This window comes from Halorientalis brevis, assembly GCF_023077655.1.
Genome location: NZ_JALLGV010000004.1, coordinates 622,339 through 639,428, shown reverse-complemented (window position 1 = coordinate 639,428; position 17,090 = coordinate 622,339). Strand labels below are relative to the sequence as shown.

Genomic DNA, 17,090 nt, shown 5'->3' with positions numbered 1-17,090 from the left:
AACCTATACACTAATGGTCATGGAAGTGGAGACAGCAGAGAGCCAACAGTTCTCGATACGGGAGGGGGTCCGATACCTCGCCGCGACGCTCTGTATCATGGGGCTGTTATACGTGCCGGCGGTTTTCGCGCCGTCGTGGATCCGAGTGTTGACGACCGTGCTGCTCGTTGCGCTCCTCGGACTCACCGGTCGCGCACTGCTCTCGGCAGTGTTAGCGTTCGCGCAGCCAGCGACACCGGAACTCGACCGCCAGGCGGAACTCCCGGACGTCAGCGTCGTCATCCCGGCGTACAACGAGGCCGCGGTCCTTCCGGCCACCATCGACGCCTGTCGGAACCTCGAGTACCCCGCCGAGAAACTGGAGATCGTCCTCTGTTACGAGGCCGACTCCGTCGACGACACCGAAGCCATCTGTAAGGCGGCCGCCGCAGACGACGATCGCTTCGTCGCCGTCGAGCGCGACGAGCCCGGCGGTGGCAAGGCCAAGGCGACCAACTACGCGCTGCAGTACGCCACTGGCGAGATCATCGCCAGCATCGACGCGGATCACCGGTTCAAGCCCGACGCGATCCGCCGCGCCGTCGCCTGGTTCCAGCAGGACGACGACATCTGGTGCGTGAAGGGACGCTGCTACGGGGACAACGCCGAGGACTCGCTGCTGTCGCTGCACGCGACCGTCGAACGCCACATCGCGGAGAAAGGCGATCTGTTCGCGCGCGAAGTGTTCGGCGGCTTCACCATCTTCGGCGGCGGGCAGGCCTTTTTCCGCGCGACACTGTTCGACGAACTCGGCGACTTCGACGAGGACGTGCTGGTCGAGGACATCGACATGTCGTCGAAGATCCACGAGCACGGCAAACGCCTCCACGTGGACCCCTCGATCGTCACCTTCGAGGAGAACCCCGCGACGCTCCAGTCGTGGTGGAGCCAGCGCAAGCGCTGGGCGCGCGGCTGGATGCAGGTCGCGTTCCGGTACCTGACTCGGCTCCCGCGCAGCGAAAACGTCTCCACGATCGCTCGCCTCGACTCGGCATTCACGTTCTTCTACGCGCTCGTTCCGGTGTTCGTCGCCTTTACGATCCCGATACTCGGACTGGAACTGTTCGGCGTCAACACGGACACGTACCTGCCCTACGGCGAGTGGCTGTGGCGACTGCTGGCGGTGACGCCGGCCCTCGCGGTCGGATGCGTGTTCGTTCAGGACTACCGCGACGGGTTCTCCCACGACTGGCGCGAGTACCTCGCGCCGGCGACCCTCTGGTTCTATCTGGCGCTCCAGAGCGTCGTGTACGTCGTCTCGTTCATGGACGAGGTCGTGTTCGGTCGGCCGAGCGTCTACGTGACGACGGCTCGCGTCGACTCGCAGGCCGGCGCGAACAACAGCAACAAGAGCGCAGAGTCACCCTCTGACTGACGGTATGACGGTTGTCTGACGCGATTTTAAGTGGCTTCCTCCCGTCTGCTGGAGTACGGGCGCGCAGCAGACGGCCTCAGTCTCCCATCCTCCCGGCGCGCCCGGACACTGTTGACCCCACCCCACCCTTTCCTATCGTCCGTTCAGGTCACGCAGCCGCGGCTTCGCCGCGCAGTTGCTCTCTGACGCCTGCCAGCGAATCCGGGTGTGCGATGATCGCGACGCTGTCGCCGGCTTCGATTTCCGTCTGCGGGAGCGGAATCGTCATCGGCTCGTTTGCCCGCCCGTGCGCGTAGATGCGGGCGTCGCCCGGGAGTTCGAGGGCGACGACGCGCTCGCCGACGACCGGGGCACCCGCTGGAATCTTCACCGTCGCCGCCGAGAGCCGTTCGGTGATGTCCGCGAGCACGTTGAAATTGCCGCCGAGCAGCGCCGTCTTCGCGCCCGCAGCGCCGAGTCGCTCCGGGTAGACGATCTCGTCGACGTCCTCGGCGTACTTTTCGTAGATCTCCTCGCGATAGTCCTCGTCGATGCGCAACACGGTGCGACAGCCGTGGTGCTTGCCGACCATACACGCGCTGAAGTTGGTGTTGAGGTCGCCCGTGAGCGCCGCGACCGCGTCGGCGTCGCCGAGGCCGGCGTCCGTGAGGTCGTCCTCGTTCGACCCGTCGCCCTCGATAACCTCGAACCCCTCCGCCTTCGCGCGGTCTATTTTGTCGGGGTCGACCTCGACGAGAACCACCTCGTGGCCCTCCGACTTGAGCGTCCGTGCGGTGCGCATCCCGACTCGGCCGAAACCGACGATGACGAACTTCATGGTATGTGGTATGCCATCACACGTAAAAACACTACCCCTGGTGGCATCGATTCCCCGTGGACCGACGAGGCTCCTGCGAGAGCGGTGCTGTGGCCCGACCCGGATGCTTATGGACTGTGGCCGCGTTACTCATACTCATGGCCGCTCGGGATGCGATCCGTGAGGTTCTGTTTCAGCACTCCGACAGCCGGCCCTGTCGCCTCCTCTGGACGGCGCTCGACGACAGTCGGGACGCCCCGCCGCTCGACGTGCAGGACTATCTGGAGGTCCTCGCCGTCACGGACGGGTCGATCTGTCTGGTCGCACCCGAGGACGAGGCCGACCTGTACGTCCGGTGGGACAGCACCGGCGGTAGCTACGTGTACGTCGCGTTCTGGCCGCCGTGGGGCGTCGTCGACGCCGGCACTGCGACGCGCGCCGGGGCCGCGTCGTTGCTCGCCGATCAGGACGGGTTCGAGCCCGTGCACGTCGACGAGACGCCCTTCGCGGCGGACGGACCGGCGGCTGACCTCTCGGGGTGGCTCTGAAAAAAGACGTGTACTGAGTCGCTTAGTTGCCGACTTCCATCGCGCGCTCGACGACGTCCTCGCTGTAGAGTTCCGCGAGGTCGTCGTGCTGGTCCGGACGGTTCTCGTAGACGTCCTGGAACAGGGCGACGGGTGCCATCATCGCCTGGTAGGTCGCTTCGTCCCACATGCGGTCGCTGCTGATGTCGATCTCGACGCCGTCGATGCTGACGGTCGTCGCGCGGGTCATCGCGATCGCGCCCTTGCCGGCTTCCTTCGCTGCCTCGAACTCCTCCATGGAGTCGACGATGTCGTCCATGCTCGGGACGTAGGCCGTGAGGTCGACGAGCTCTTCGACGAGTTCTTCCTCGCTGAGCTGGAGTTCCTCGCTGCCGATCTCGAGTTCGTAGGTGTCGCCCTCTTTCTCGAGTTCGATGCGGTCGCCGTTGTAGACCTGGACGCCGTCTTCCTCGGTGAGTTCGACCGTGCGACCGTCGGCTTCGATGGTCCAGTAGCCGTCCTGCGGCGGGAGCGGGCTCTGGTTGGCCTCGACGACCTGTCCGGGGGTCAGCGACCAGATGCCGAGCATCCCCATCGCGTTGTTGGCGGTGATGCGGTCGTGGTAGCCCTCGACGTCGCGGATGTCGTCGAACGGACCGTCCACGGCGATGCAGCCGGCCGCACTCGCGGCGCGGGAGGTGTTGTGGCGCAGTTCCTTCCACTCGGGGAGCGCGCCGGTCGGCGTGATGGCGCGCATGTCCTTCGTGTAGTCGACTTCACCGTCGACGAGCAGGAACAGACGCTCGAGGTTGTTGTCGGCCTTGCCCATCTCCTCGCGGAGCTTGCCCATGGCCAGTTCCGCGGAGCCGGACTCGATGATGACGCTCATCGCGAGCGAGCCCTCTTCGAGGTCGTACTCGTTCTCGACGATGGTGATGAACTCGTCTGCCTTCTTCCAGTCGTCGATGTCGCCGACTTCCGGGATGACGAACCCGTCGATGTTCTCGACGGCGCCGTTCTCGGGGTCGGCGATCTCGAGCATGTGCTGGAAGCCCTTGTAGCGCGTCTCGGGGCTGTCGCGGTGCCAGACGACGCGGGGGTGGATCTCGCCGGGGAAGTCGTCACCCTTCTCGGCGACGACTTCGGCGATGTTCTCGGCACCCTCGTCGCGCATGTTCGGCGCGGTGGCGTCCTCGTTGTCCGGGACCCACACGTCGGGGGCCTGCATGCCGCGGAGTTCGATGGCGCTCCGCAGCTTCTTCGCGGAGTCGTCTGCACCGCTCTCTGCCGTCGGCGTCGTGAAGAAGGTCCGCACGAACTTTCGGTCGTGCAGACGCTTGTCGATTGCAGTCATTGTAGTCACTCGTAGGGTTTACTCCACCATTATTAAAGGTGACCGAATCCATCCGCGAGCGGCCGCAAAAGCGGCCTACAGTAGTAACTGGGCGTTCGCGCCGCGAAAGAAAAGTCGGTTTACGAGTCACCGGAAGACGCGCTTCGCGCGACTTCCGAGCACCCACTCACTTCGGTCGCGGGAAACCCGATCAGTCGTCGTTCTGCTCGGACTGAATCACTGCGTCGCCTTCGTCGGTGAAGCCGGCGGACTCCTCCTGGCGCTTCTTGGCCTCGGGGTCGAACTTGGCCTCGATGTTCTGGAAGCGCGGGACGAAGGACAGCTGGTGGTGACTCTCGGTCTCGTGGCCCAGGTAGCGGCCTTCGAGGTCCCACTGTGCTTCCTCGTCGTTCTCGGCGATGTTCTTCATGTCCTCGTAGACGGCGTGTGCGCCCGAGTGCAGGGCGTACAGCGTGATGAACTGGTACTTGTAGCCGAGGTCGCCCAGTTCCTGGAACGTGAGCGGGTCTTCTTCCTCGGACCACGCGAAGGAGCTGGAGTAGTTGAACGCCAGCTTCAGGTCGGGGTGGGTCTCGTGGATGGTCTCGGCGTAGTTGACGGCGTCCTCGCGGGACGGGTCGGGCATCTCGGGCCAGACCAGGTCGACGCCGGCGTCGGCGTACATCCGACCGCGCTCGAGGTGCTCTTCCCAGTCACCGTTGGACGAGCCGTACGCGTCCGTCCGGGCGATGATGACCGTGTCCTCGTCCTGCTTCGCGTCGACGGCGGCCTCGAAGCGGGCCTTGGCGTCCTCGCGGGAGACGATCTTCTTGCCTGCGATGTGACCACAGCGCTTCGGCGTGGTCTGGTCCTCGATGTGGACCGCTGCAACGCCGACTTTCTCGTACTCTCGCACTGCGCGGCGGACGTTGTGGATGCCACCGTAGCCGGTGTCACAGTCCGCGATGACGGGGAGTTCCGTCGACTCGACGATGCGCTTTGCGTTCTCGACCATCTCGCGCATGTCGACCATCTCGAGGTCCGGGAAGCCGAACTGGCCCAGCACCGTCGAGTACCCCGACATGTACGCGGCGTCCAGACCGGCCATCTCGGCCAGGCGGGCGTCGAGCGCGTGGTAGAGACCAGGTGCGAAGACGTAGTCCTGGTTGTTCAGCATGTCGCGCAGTTCGCGCGCTTTCTTGTTGTCGACGTCCTTGATGTACGGCTCTGTGCTCTTAACGTTGCTCGCAACGGGGTCTTCCCCTGATGAGTCCTGTGTCATGATTAATGCAGTTGGATACTTCCGTAGAGTCGGTTTATGTCTATCGAATCGACTCGCCAGTGGCGAGTGTTCGCATGGTTCGTGAACCGCGAGAAACCCGCTGGACGGCGACTGTCCTCTCCGTCAGAATCGAACCGCCTGTCTGCTGTAAAGCCGGACGACGCCCGTGCGCTCCCATCCAGCGTGACGCCGGCCGCTCCACGCGGCCGCTTGTCACCGACGAGTGACATCTTCTGGTCGTCCGGGTTGGTAGTTAGTCCCATGTGAATCCGTCAGCGTTTCGCGGTTTCTGTTCGTACGCATCTCCCACAAACATACATCAGTAAAAAAATGTTATGGTCTATAATGTTAATACTCTTTAATCCGATTACTGGACCTAAACCGAGATAACGAATATAAGGGATTGGTGTTCTCTAGCACGGTTTCTGGGGGCTCGGGACTCGCTGGGGTCGGTGGCGATTCGACTCACCGGAGCGCCCGCTGGCAGTCGTGGAAAGTAAAAAGGTGGGGGTGGGGGGTGGGGGAAAGGGGTGGCACCGTCAATCGGTGCCTGCCAGAGGCTTCGTCCGTCTGGATTAAGTATCTTGTGCTGCAGGACGCTGATTACCGGTTCGGGGACGTCGCGATCGTCCGGGTGAGGAGAACAGAGTACCACGGCCCGACGTGATCCCGTCGGTGGCTGGACTGCCGGCGAAGGAAGGCTTACCTCGCAGTCTTCCCTAGCTCGGTCTATGAGTTCGGTTCCCGAACGGAGCGACATCGACGAGGAGTACAAGTGGGACCTCGAGGATCTCTATGCCGACGACGAGGCGTGGGAGGAGGCCTACGAGGCGGTCGAGGAGCAGCTCGAAGACCTGCGAGCGTACGAGGGTCGCGTCACGGAGGACGCGTCGACGTTGCTCGCTGTCCTGGAACTGCGCGAGGAGATCATGCGCACGGTCTCGAACGTGGCGTCCTACGCCCGCATGCGCCGCGACGAGGACACGACCGACGGCCAGTACCAGGCGCTGCTCGCGCGCGCACAATCCCTGTCGTCGGACGCCCAGAGCGCGGCGTCGTTCATCGTCCCCGAGATTCAGAACTGCAGCCGCGAGGAAATCGACCAGTTCGTCGAGGCGGAGCCGGACCTCGAACTCTACGATCACTACTTCGACGACGTGCTGCGGATGAAAGCACACACCCGCTCGGCCGAGATCGAGAACCTCCTGGCCGAACTGGGCGAGGTCACCGGCGCACCGGGCGAGGTGTACAACATGCTCGCCAACGCGGACATGGAGTTCCCCGCGGTCGAGGACCCCGACGGCGAGTCCCGGCGCATCACGCTCAACAACTTCACGACGCTCCAGAAAAACCCCAACCGTCAGTTCCGCCAGACGGTCTACGAGGCGTTCTACGACGAGTGGGAGAACGTGAGAAACGCCGTCGGTTCGGCCTACAAGAACAGCGTCAAGACCGACAGCAAACTGGCCCGGGCGCGCAACTACGACACCGCTCGCGAGGCCGCGCTCGACGGGCCGAACGTCCCGGCCGAGGTGTACGACAACCTCGTCGACACCGTTCGGGACAACCTCGACAAACTCCACCGGCACGCCGAACTCAAGCGCGACGCCGTCGACGGCGAGGAACTCCGGATGTGGGACCTCTACGTTCCACTCGTTCAGGAGGAGAGCCCGGAAATCCCCTACGAGGACGCGTGTGAGTACGTCGTCGACGCGGTCGCCCCGCTCGGGGAGGAGTACCAGTCCCGACTCGCCGAGGGACTCGACTCGCGGTGGGTGGACGTCTACGAGACCAAGGGCAAGCAGTCCGGTGCGTACTCGGGCGGAACGTACGACTCCCAGCCGTACATCCTGATGAACTACCAGGACGACGTCGAGTCGATGTACACGCTGGCCCACGAACTCGGCCACTCCCTCCATTCACAGCTCACGAGCGAGGAGCAGCCCTACGTGTACAGCGACTACGAGATCTTCGTGGCCGAGGTCGCCTCGACGGTCAACGAGACGCTCCTCACCCACCACCTGCTCGAGACGGTCGAGGACGAGCGACTGCGCCGCCACGTCCTCAACCAGTACCTCGAACGGTTCCGGTCGACGCTGTATCGCCAGACCATGTTCGCCGAGTTCGAGCACCGCACCCACGAACTCTCGGAGTCGGGCGAGGCGCTGACGCCAGACCGACTCGACGAACTGTACCTCGATCTGAAGTCGGACTACTACGAACCGGCTGCCGTCGACGATCGTATCGCGCGCGAGTGGATGCGAATCCCGCACTTCTACCGTGCGTTCTACGTCTACCAGTACGCGACGGGCATCAGTGCCGCCGTCGCGCTCGTGGACGGCATCCTGGACGAAGGCGAACCGGCCGCCGAGCGATACGTCGAGTTCCTGGAGAAAGGTTCACGGGAGTACCCGCTCGAACTGCTCAAGCACGCCGGCGTCGACATGGCCTCGCCCGAACCGGTCGAGGCGGCGCTCGACGTCTACGCCGAGTACCTCGACGAGTTCGCCTCGCTCACTTGAAGGGGTCTCTGCCCCGTTGGCGGCCGGTAGGAGTCGGCCGCGAGCCGTTCGCTGTTGCCTGATTTTCGGGGACGGAACTTGGCCGCGACCCAAAGGCCCTTTTACGAGTAACAACAAGTGGAGATAGTCAGATGTCCCGGAGTCCGTCGCTCCCGGACCGGCCGCGGCTGGACCTCGATCCGGAGATGTCTCCGGCCGAGCGGCTGGAGGCGTTACGGGAGCACTTCCTCAAGTTAGAACAGGTGAACGACGAGCTGACCGATCAGCTCGACGCTGCAGAGAGCCGTCGCGACGACCTTCGCGACCAGGTCGACCAACTGGAGCGGGAAAACGAGACGCTCAAAACGTCGTCGCTGTACATCGCCACGGCGGAAGAACTCACAGACGAGGGCGTCGTCGTCAAACAACACGGCAACAACCAGGAGGTCCTCACGGAGGTGTCGCCGCAGCTGCGCGAGGAGCTGGAGGCCGGCGATCGGGTCGCCATCAACGACTCGTTTTCCGTCCAGACGCTGCTGGAGGCCGAGACCGACGCGCGCGCCCAGGCGATGCAAGTCAACAGCTCGCCGGAGGTCACCTACGACGACATCGGCGGCCTCGAAGAACAGACGCGCGAAGTGCGCGAAGCCGTCGAGGAACCGCTGATCAACGCCGAACAGTTCGCCGAAGTCGGCATCGATCCGCCGAGCGGCGTCCTCCTGCACGGCCCGCCGGGCACCGGGAAGACGATGCTCGCCAAGGCCGTCGCGAACGAGACCGACGCCACCTTCATCAAGATGGCCGGCTCGGAACTCGTCCAGAAGTTCATCGGCGAGGGCGCACGCCTGGTGCGCGACCTCTTCGAGCTGGCGTCCGAGCACGAGCCCGCGATCATCTTCATCGACGAGATCGACGCCATCGCGGCCAAGCGCACCGAGTCCAAGACCTCGGGCGACGCGGAGGTCCAGCGGACGATGATGCAACTGCTCTCTGAGATGGACGGCTTCGAGGATCGCGGCGAGATCCGCATCATCGCCGCCACCAACCGCTTCGACATGCTCGACCGCGCCATCCTCCGGCCCGGTCGATTCGACCGCCTCATCGAAGTGCCGAACCCCGACCGCGAGGGTCGCGAGCGCATTCTCGAGATCCACACCCAGGACATGAGCCTGGCGGACGACATCGGACTCGGGGCGATCGCCGACCAGACGGACGATTTCAGCGGGGCAGAACTCGCCAGCCTGGCCACGGAGGCCGGGATGTTCGCGATCCGGGACGAACGGACGACGGTGACCACCGAGGACTTCGAGGACGCCCTGGAGAAGATCACCGACACGGACGGCGAGGAGACCGGCCCCATCGCCTTCTACTGACGAACGCTTCTGTTTTTGCCGCTGAAAATCGGGCCAGCGAAGTTATACCCGTCGAGCGCCCAGTGTCCGTATGCGACGCAGGGCAGAGGTGCCGGCTGATGAGGCGGGTCTCGCTCGAGGTGCGTTCGACGCCCTGCCGACACAGACAGCGGTCCTGGACGCGGAGGGCGTCATCCTGCGGACGAACGATGCCTGGGAGCGGTTCGGGTCCGAGAACGGGCTGCAGGACCCGACGAGCGTCGGCTGTAACTACCTCGACGTGTGTGACCGGACCGACGACGAGGACGCGTCCGCCGTCGTGGCCGGTCTGCGCGACGTTCTCGACGCGGACCGCGACGTCTTCACCTACGAGTACCCCTGCCACGACCCGGACGGCGAGCAACGATGGTTCCAGCTACGCGCGCTCACGTTCGACGCCGGCGAGCACCTGCTCGTGATGCACTTCGACATCACAGAGCGGAAACTCGCCGAGATCGAGCTCCGCGAGTACACCGACGAACTGGAACTGCTGACCGGCATTCTCGCACACGACATCAGGAACCCGCTCAACGCCGCCCAGATGCGCGCCTCGCTGCTCGACGCCGACGGCGACGACGCCGAAAACGTGGCGGCGCTGGTCCGGTCGCTCGACCGCATCGACGCCATGATCGACGACGCGCTCGTCCTCGCCCAGGGCAACGAACCGACCGACGTCCGGGCCGTCGACCTCGACGTGTGCAGCGACACCGCCTGGCAACACGTCGAGACTGCGAGTGCGACGCTGGAGATCGGTTCCCTCCCCGTGATCGTCGCCGACGAGCAACTGCTCCTGCAACTCCTCGAAAACCTGTTCGTCAACGCGGTGGACCACGGCGGGGACGACGTCACGATCAGCGTCGAACCCATCGCGTCGCCCGACGATGGCGAGATCACCGGGTTCGCCGTCGCCGACGACGGCCCAGGTATCGATCCGGCCGCCGCCGAATCCGTCTTCGAGGCCGGCTACACGACCGCACCCGACACCGGGACCGGCTACGGCCTGGCTATCGTCGAGAAGGTCGCCAGCGTCCACGGCTGGACGGTCGACGTCACGGACGACGACGGCGCACGCTTCGAGATTACCGGCGTGACCAGGGCGACCCTCGGTGAAAGTGAATAGCCAGTCCCGAAACCGCACGAAGGAGAGACGATTCGAGGTGAAGTGAGGGGGTTCGCTTGCCGCTCTCTCAAGCGTGTACTCGGTGTCGATTTCGACGAACTTCCTTTTTCGACATCGGGTCGCCTACGGCGACCACTCGCGCAAAAACGTGGGTGAAAAACGGCTCGCTCCCGGTGGTCGCTCGCCGGCCCTACTCCGTGCAGATCTCGACGAAGTTCCACAGGATCGTGAGGCCGGTCTCGCCGGATTTCTCGGGGTAGAACTCCACCTTTTTCTGCCTCGGGTTTCCTCGGGCCGCAAAGCGGCCCTGCGGGAACCCTCGTTGAAAAACGTGGGTGAAAAACGGCTCGCTCCCGGAGGTCGCTCGCCGGCCCTACTCCGTGCAGATCTCGACGAAGTTCCGGAGGATCGTGAGGCCGGTCTCGCCGGATTTCTCGGGGTGGAACTGCGTGCCGAAGACGTTGCCGGCCTCGTTGGCGACGATGCTCGGGAAGTCGACGCCGTAGTCGGTGGTCGCGACGACCGCGCCGTCGTCGTCGGGGCTGGCGTAGTACGAGTGGACGAAGTAGGCGTACTCGCCGTCTACGCCGTCGACGAGCGGGTGGTCGCGCTGGACGTCGAGTTCGTTCCAGCCCATGTGGGGGACGGTCTGGTCCTCGTCGAACCGCTCGTTCGTGCCCGGGATCAGGTCCAGTCCCTCGGCGTCGCCCTGACCGGCGTGGTCGGCCTCCTCGCTGCTGGTCAGGAGCATCTGCATGCCGAGGCAGATCCCGAAGATCGGGACGCCGTCCTCGGCGGCCGCGACGAGTGCGTCGCGGAACGGACCGGCGTTCTCCATCCCTTCGCTGAACGCGCCGACGCCCGGCAGGACGATGCCGTCCGCGTGCTCGAACGCGGCCGGGTCCTCGACGATGTCGACGTCCGCGCCCGCACGCTCCAGACCGCGGGTCACGCTCCGGAGGTTCCCGAGGCCGTAGTCGACGACGACGATCTCCGCAGCCGTCTGTGCAGTCCCACTCATAGCTGGTCGTTCGCGTGTCCCCAGGAAATCAGTTCCGTTCCGGTCAGAACTCGCCCAGCTTCGACTGCCCGCCGTCGCCGGCTAACTCGGCCGCCTTGCGGATCGTCTCCTCGAACGTCTCCTCCTGGCTCCGGTCGTACAGCGTCGCCGCCGGGTGGACGCAGATCAGCACCGTCCGGGACTCCCCGCCGAGTTCGTGTTCGACCAGCGAGCCGGCTTCGTTGGTGACTCCGACCGACCGTTCCAGCAGGTGCTCGCTCGGCACCTTCCCGAGCGTGACGACGACCTCGGGGTCGATCTGGTCGATCTCGGCTTCGAGGTAGCCGCGGCAGTTCGAGAGCTCCTCCTGGCTCGGGTCGCGGTTCTCCGGCGGCCGACAGCGCACGCAGTTGGTGATGCGAACGTCCGCGCGAGCCAGGCCGAAGTCGCGCAGGGCGTCGTCGAGGACCGCGCCGCTCCGGCCGACGAACGGCTCGCCCTGGTCGTCTTCGTTCGCGCCGGGCGCCTCTCCGACGAACAGCAGGTCGGCGTCGGCCGGGCCGGTCCCGTTGACGATCTGCTGGCGGGAGTCGACCAGCGCGGGACAGTGCGTGCAGTCCACCACCGACAGTCCCTCCATGTGTTCCATACCTGCCCCTGCGACGGACAGGAATAAGAAAGCGCCGTCACTCCTCCGGACGACAGGTCACTCGCGCTCATCCAGCTGATCGACCGCGTGGCTCTCGGTGTTACCGTTCGCGTGTTCCGCGGGCTCCCGCGTGGTCGACCGCGCGGCTCGCGGTTCACTCCGTTTCCCGCTCGCTCACTCTGCGCTCTCCCGTTGGTCGAGCGCACGGGCCGCCAGCCGAGCGACCCGGAGCGGTTCCGGGCGACCGCCCTCGGGCGTGAACTCCCGGACCACGTCGTCGGCTTCCCCGTCGTCGATGCCCACGCTCCGGACGTACACCGTCTCGTCGTTGATTGCGAGCTCGCGCCGTGACGGCTGACGGCGATACGTCTCCAGGCGCGTCGTCAGTGCGTCACCGTCGAACTGCGCTTCGAGTGCCGGGGTCAGCCCCTCGCTTCCCTCGTAGGAAACTGAGATGACCGGACGTTCCACTCGCCCATGGAGCGCGTGCAGGTCGATAATATTGAACCAGGCGGGCGCGACGCCCGAGACGAGGAGATACCGCACGTCCTCGCGGCCGAGGTCGTCGAACAGCGCGACGATGGCGTCGGTCGCGTCGGTCCCGCCGACCGTACAGGAGCCGAAGGCGAATCCGTCGACCACGCGGCTGGCGCGGACGACGACACCGGCGAGCGTGCTCCGGGCGTCGCTGAACGATTCGGCGACGCCAAGCGCACGGACCCCGGATTTCACGTGTTCTCTTGGTCTTGCTCCTTGATGTCGGCGAGTTTGTCGAGGAGTTCGTCGTTCGAGGCGCTGAACTCGTACTCGACGTCGCCGTCGTGGGTATTTTCGGCAGTGTTGACGCCGTCGTCGTCGTCAAAATCAGTGTCGTAGTCCTGATTCTCCTGTTCGGATTCGTCGTAGCTCCCGAACCCCATGTTCGTTTATAGTAGTTGCAGACTCAAAAAGTTCCCGCCGCCCGGTACCCTGATAGGGTCGCCGGTCACACACAGTGCTATGGACGTTCACAACGTCACAGCCGACGCCGAGTCGTTCACGTGCAACGCCTATCTGGCGCTTGGCGAGCGTCCGGTTCTCGTCGACGCCGGCGCGATGGACGGCGTCGTCGACGTCGTTCGCGAGCACACTGACGACCTGGACGCGGTCGTACTCACCCACCAGCACGGCGACCACGTCGCCCAGCTCGACGCCGTGCTCGACGCCTTCGACGCGGACCTGTACGCCTACGACGACCACACCCGCCGGACCCACGAACTCGACGACGGTGACACCGTCACGATCGGCGACGAGGACTGCGAAGTCGTCTACACGCCGGGCCACGCCGACGATCACGTCTCCTTCGTGGGCGACGCCAGCCTCTTCTCGGGCGACGTGGTCGTCCACGACGACGGGGCGTTCGACTACGGCTCGTTCGGCCGAACCGACATGGCCGGCCAGTCACGCGAGCGACTCATCGAAAGCATCCGGACGCTGCTCGACCGCATGCCCGAGGGCGTCGAGCACATGTACTCGGGCCACGGCTCCGTGTTCCACGGCGACGTCCGGGACGTCGTCGAGACGGCGCTGGAACGGGCCGAGAAGCGCGACCCGAAGTACCCCGAAGAGTAGAACTGCGAGGGTAACTGGTCCGAGTCCGCGCCGACAGTTGCGACTGATCGGACAGGGCTGAGAAAAACGACGGTCGAGACAGCGCTATGCGGCGGCGCGCTCGCGGTTTTTCGTCCGAAGCTTCTTGTAGCCGCACTTCCGGCAGCTATCGGCACCGGTCGGGTTCCGTGCGTTACACCGCATGCAGACCATCTTGTCCAGAATCCGATCTTCCGCTTTTTCGAACGTAGCCATGCGGAGGAGTTTCGATTCGGAGCGGTTAAGATTTCCGAGTTAGCTGTCCTCGCCGGCAGGGATGTTTTGAGGACTGACCGTGAAAAGGGGCACATGCTCTTCGACCGTCTCGCGGACCTCTCACTGACCGTCGAGTCCGTCGACCTCGACCTCCGAGAACGGGACACGTCCAGCGAGTTCGTTCGAGCGACGACGACCGTCGCCCTCGACGGCGAGGGGACGACGGGTCGTGGCGAGGACGTGACCTACGACCGGGACGCCCAGCACGAGTTCGTCGAGGCCGGACCGCCCGACCTGTCCGGCGAGTACACTGTCGCGGAGTTCGCCGAGGTCGTCGCCGAGCACGACCTCTTTCCCACGGCTCCGGACCGTGCGGAGTTCCGAAACTACCGCCGCTGGGCGTTCGAGAGCGCCGCGCTGGACCTGGCGCTTCGCCAGGCCGACACGAACCTCGCGAGCGCGCTCGACCGCGCGTACGATCCAGTTTCCTTCGTCGTCAGCACCCGACTGGGCGAGCCGCCGTCGACCGACCGGCTGAAACGCCTGCTCGAGATCTCGCCGGACCTCTCGTTCAAACTCGATCCGACGCCGGACTGGACGGCCGACCTCGCGGCCGACGTGGCCGACGCGGCGACCGTGCGCATCCTCGATCTGAAAGGCCAGTACGAGGGAACGGACGTGGACGTGCCCGCGGACCCGGATCTCTACCAGTTAGTCGTCGACGAGTTCCCCGACGCGGTCGTCGAGGACCCGGCGCTCACCGACGAGACGCGGGCGGTGCTCGCCGACCACGAGGACATGGTCTCCTGGGACCACCCCATCACGGGCATCCAGAGCATCGAGGACCGCCCCTTCGATCCCGAGTGGCTGAACGTCAAACCGTCGCGCTTTGGCAGCCTGGAATCGCTGCTGGACACCATCGAGTACTGCCTGGAGCGCGACGTCCAACTGTACGGCGGCGGCCAGTTCGAACTCGGGGTCGGCCGCGGCCAGATCCAGGCGCTGGCCTCGCTGTGCTACCCGGACGGACCGAACGACGTCGCCCCTGCCGGGTACAACGATCCCGAGCCACCCGACGAGTTGCCGGCGAGTCCGCTGGAGCCGCCGGCCGACCCGGTCGGCTTCGGGTGGTGATGGCGGGCGGTCGCAACCACGACTATTCGGATTGCGTCGAACGGTCGTTCGAGAGCGGCCGTATCGTGACCTCTTCGACTCGAACCCCGTCTACGGCCTGGACTTCGAGACGGTAGCCACCGGCTTCGACCGCGTCTCCGACCTCGGGCGGGTGGCCGAGCAGGTCGAACACCAGCCCGCCGACTGTGCCGTAGGACGCGTTCTCGAAGTCCGTCTCCAGCACGTCGTTAACTTTCTGGATGGACAGGGCACCGTCGGCGGTGTACGCGCCGTCGTCACGGCTTCGGATCGACGGCTCTCCGATACGCTCGTCGAACTCGTCGCGAATGTCGCCGACGACCACCTCGACGACGTCCTCGACGGTCGCGATGCCTTCGAGCGTCCCCCACTCGTCGATGACCGCGGCCATCTGGCGCTGCTGGCCCTGAAACGTCTCGAGGAGTTCGTCGACGGGGGTCGTCTCCGGAACCATCGGCACGTCTTTGGCGAGGTCGGCCGCCGAGAGGGACCCGGTGTCGCCGGACTCGGCGGCCCGCAGGATGTCCTTGACGTCGACGTAGCCGACGACCTCGTCGCCCGCGTCGCCCTCGACGACCGGATAGCGAGTGTGTCCGTGCTCGACGGCGAGCGTCCGCAACTCGTCGAAGGGCGTCTCCGCCGGGATCGTCGCCACGTTCGGCTGCGGAACCATCACTGCGCGCGCTGTGACGTCGTCGAGTTCGAAGACTCGATCGATCATGCTGACTTCCTCGGCGGTGACGTGGCCTTTTTCGCCGGCCCGGCTCAACACCATCCTGATCTCCTCCTCGGAGAGCGTCTCCTCGGTCTCGGAGGCGGGCGGCACGCCGATGAGGCTCGTAAAGCGGTTCGCCGTCCCGTTGAAGACGACGAGGCCGGGCAGAAACAGGTAGTAGAAGAACTTCATCGGCGGCGACACCAGCAGGGCGAGGCGCTCGGCGTCCGCGATCGCGATGGTCTTCGGGGCCAGTTCGCCGAAGACGACGTGCAGGAAGGTGACGGTACTGAACCCGATTACGATCGCGATGAGGTGGAGCGTTCCCGCGGGGACCACCGGAGCCAACAGCGGCTCGATCAGCGCGGCCACGGCCGGTTCGCCGATCCAGCCGAGCCCCAGGGAGGCGACCGTGATCCCCAGTTGGGTCGCGGCCAGGTAGTCGTCGAGGCTCCCGAGTGCGTCCTGTAACGTCGTGGCCCCGGCGCGTCCTTCCTCGACCATCCGGTCGACGGCCGTCGACCGGACGCGAACGAGCGCGAACTCCGAGGCGACGAAGAACCCGTTCAACAGGACCAGCAACAGCGCTGCGAGGAGCCGACCGGCCGAGAACAACAGGTCTACCATGCCGCGTTCCCCCCGCTCTCTGCGGCGCGCTCATCAACTCCCGGACTGGCTGTCCGACCGACAGTGCCCTGCGACGTCTTCATACGGAGTCCTACACACCGTTGCCACAAAGTGCTGGTGTCTTCCAGGACCGCGTTACTCGGGACACTTTCCGTGGCCGCCGCTGGGGTCCGGTCACTCGTCGGCCAGGTAGTCCTCCTGGACGGCGACGACCTCCGTCGAGTCCGAACACTCGGCGTACCGGCGGAGCGGTTCCTCGTTGAGTTCGAGAAAGGTGTGGCCCCACGTGAACTTCGAGAGGATCTCTTCGGCCTGGTCGCGCTCGCCGAGGATACAGAGCGCGCCGGCGAAGGCCTCGACGGTGTTCAACTGGAAGGCCGTCCCGTAGTTGACGGGATTGGCCGCCACGAGAAAGGGGAGCGAGCGGTGAATCCCTTCGAGGTCGAACGCCTCGCGCTCTGCAGTCTCCCAGGAGCAGTCCAGCGCGACGAGGCGGTCGTGGCGGGCGCCGGTCCCGACGCCGTCGGCGGGCGAGAGCGCCTGCTCGGCGAAGGGGTTGAGGACGATCCCCGGCGGCGTCGCTCGCGTGGAGTTGTGCAGCTCCGCCAGCTCGAAGCGGGCGAGCTTTCTGGCGCTGCATTTCTTCGGGTCGTCGTCGCCCTCGTAGCGGACGTGCAGGCCGTACGTGCCCATCAACGTGGAAAACGCAGTCAGGCTTTAAGTCACTTCCATTCGACG

The 17,090-nt window shown here is 65.3% G+C and carries 17 protein-coding genes; 7 read left to right on the top strand and 10 right to left on the bottom strand.

Going from position 1 to position 17,090, the window contains the following annotated elements; all coding sequences use genetic code 11:
- The first annotated feature begins 19 nt into the window (after window positions 1-19).
- A complete protein-coding gene (locus tag MU553_RS11430) occupies window positions 20-1,414 on the top strand; it encodes a glycosyltransferase family 2 protein (RefSeq protein ID WP_247376739.1) in 1,395 nt (464 codons plus the stop codon).
- 148 nt (window positions 1,415-1,562) lie between these two features.
- Here the strand turns inward: MU553_RS11430 and MU553_RS11425 are convergent, their stop codons facing one another.
- Window positions 1,563-2,231 (bottom strand): potassium channel family protein, encoded by a 669-nt coding sequence (locus MU553_RS11425; protein ID WP_247376742.1) that lies wholly within the window; start codon window positions 2,229-2,231, stop codon window positions 1,563-1,565.
- Window positions 2,232-2,368: 137 nt separating this feature from the next.
- Between MU553_RS11425 and MU553_RS11420 the strand changes: the two genes are divergently transcribed.
- Window positions 2,369-2,758 carry a hypothetical protein gene (locus MU553_RS11420; protein ID WP_247376744.1) on the top strand — a complete coding sequence of 130 codons (390 nt, stop codon included), beginning with the start codon at window positions 2,369-2,371 and terminating at the stop codon, window positions 2,756-2,758.
- A gap of 22 nt (window positions 2,759-2,780) precedes the next feature.
- Here MU553_RS11420 and aceB read toward each other — a convergent pair whose 3' ends face one another.
- Entirely contained in the window at window positions 2,781-4,082 is a 1,302-nt protein-coding gene (gene aceB / locus MU553_RS11415) for a malate synthase AceB (RefSeq protein WP_247377557.1), read from the bottom strand.
- Window positions 4,083-4,281: 199 nt separating this feature from the next.
- Complete coding sequence (aceA, locus tag MU553_RS11410; RefSeq protein WP_247376746.1) at window positions 4,282-5,352, bottom strand: isocitrate lyase; 1,071 nt, start codon at window positions 5,350-5,352, stop codon at window positions 4,282-4,284.
- 731 nt (window positions 5,353-6,083) lie between these two features.
- Between aceA and pepF the strand changes: the two genes are divergently transcribed.
- The 3 genes from pepF to MU553_RS11395 all read left to right on the top strand — a co-directional run bounded on the left by pepF (window position 6,084) and on the right by MU553_RS11395 (window position 10,364).
- A complete protein-coding gene (gene pepF, locus MU553_RS11405; protein WP_247376748.1) occupies window positions 6,084-7,874 on the top strand; it encodes an oligoendopeptidase F in 1,791 nt (596 codons plus the stop codon).
- Window positions 7,875-8,005: 131 nt separating this feature from the next.
- Complete coding sequence (pan2, locus tag MU553_RS11400) at window positions 8,006-9,226, top strand: proteasome-activating nucleotidase Pan2 (RefSeq protein WP_247376750.1); 1,221 nt, start codon at window positions 8,006-8,008, stop codon at window positions 9,224-9,226.
- A 70-nt stretch (window positions 9,227-9,296) separates the two neighbouring features.
- On the top strand, window positions 9,297-10,364 hold the full coding sequence (locus MU553_RS11395) for an ATP-binding protein (RefSeq protein WP_247376752.1): 1,068 nt from the start codon (window positions 9,297-9,299) through the stop codon (window positions 10,362-10,364).
- Between the two features lie 373 nt (window positions 10,365-10,737).
- Here MU553_RS11395 and hisH read toward each other — a convergent pair whose 3' ends face one another.
- The 4 genes from hisH to MU553_RS11375 all read right to left on the bottom strand — a co-directional run bounded on the left by hisH (window position 10,738) and on the right by MU553_RS11375 (window position 12,933).
- Complete coding sequence (hisH, locus tag MU553_RS11390) at window positions 10,738-11,385, bottom strand: imidazole glycerol phosphate synthase subunit HisH (RefSeq protein WP_247376754.1); 648 nt, start codon at window positions 11,383-11,385, stop codon at window positions 10,738-10,740.
- 43 nt (window positions 11,386-11,428) lie between these two features.
- Window positions 11,429-12,013, bottom strand: a complete 585-nt coding sequence (locus MU553_RS11385) for a uracil-DNA glycosylase (RefSeq protein WP_247376756.1) — start codon at window positions 12,011-12,013, stop codon at window positions 11,429-11,431.
- Between the two features lie 174 nt (window positions 12,014-12,187).
- Complete coding sequence (locus MU553_RS11380) at window positions 12,188-12,745, bottom strand: endonuclease dU (protein ID WP_247376758.1); 558 nt, start codon at window positions 12,743-12,745, stop codon at window positions 12,188-12,190.
- Window positions 12,742-12,933 carry a DUF5786 family protein gene (locus MU553_RS11375; protein WP_247376760.1) on the bottom strand — a complete coding sequence of 64 codons (192 nt, stop codon included), beginning with the start codon at window positions 12,931-12,933 and terminating at the stop codon, window positions 12,742-12,744. Before MU553_RS11375 ends, MU553_RS11380 begins: the two co-directional genes overlap by 4 nt.
- Before the next feature lie 79 nt (window positions 12,934-13,012).
- Between MU553_RS11375 and MU553_RS11370 the strand changes: the two genes are divergently transcribed.
- Window positions 13,013-13,624 (top strand): MBL fold metallo-hydrolase, encoded by a 612-nt coding sequence (locus MU553_RS11370; protein WP_247376762.1) that lies wholly within the window; start codon window positions 13,013-13,015, stop codon window positions 13,622-13,624.
- 84 nt (window positions 13,625-13,708) lie between these two features.
- Here the strand turns inward: MU553_RS11370 and MU553_RS11365 are convergent, their stop codons facing one another.
- A complete protein-coding gene (locus MU553_RS11365) occupies window positions 13,709-13,858 on the bottom strand; it encodes a 50S ribosomal protein L40e (protein ID WP_247376764.1) in 150 nt (49 codons plus the stop codon).
- 93 nt (window positions 13,859-13,951) lie between these two features.
- On the opposite strand from MU553_RS11365, the gene MU553_RS11360 reads away from it, so the two are divergent.
- Window positions 13,952-14,992 carry an enolase-like domain-containing protein gene (locus tag MU553_RS11360; RefSeq protein WP_247376766.1) on the top strand — a complete coding sequence of 347 codons (1,041 nt, stop codon included), beginning with the start codon at window positions 13,952-13,954 and terminating at the stop codon, window positions 14,990-14,992.
- A gap of 22 nt (window positions 14,993-15,014) precedes the next feature.
- On the opposite strand, the gene MU553_RS11355 is transcribed toward MU553_RS11360, so the two are convergent.
- A complete protein-coding gene (locus MU553_RS11355) occupies window positions 15,015-16,352 on the bottom strand; it encodes a hemolysin family protein (protein ID WP_247376768.1) in 1,338 nt (445 codons plus the stop codon).
- A 174-nt stretch (window positions 16,353-16,526) separates the two neighbouring features.
- The gene (locus MU553_RS11350; RefSeq protein WP_247376769.1) at window positions 16,527-17,045 is read right to left on the bottom strand and encodes a DUF367 family protein; all 519 of its coding nucleotides are present in this window, start codon (window positions 17,043-17,045) and stop codon (window positions 16,527-16,529) included.
- Between the last annotated feature and the right edge of the window lie 45 nt (window positions 17,046-17,090).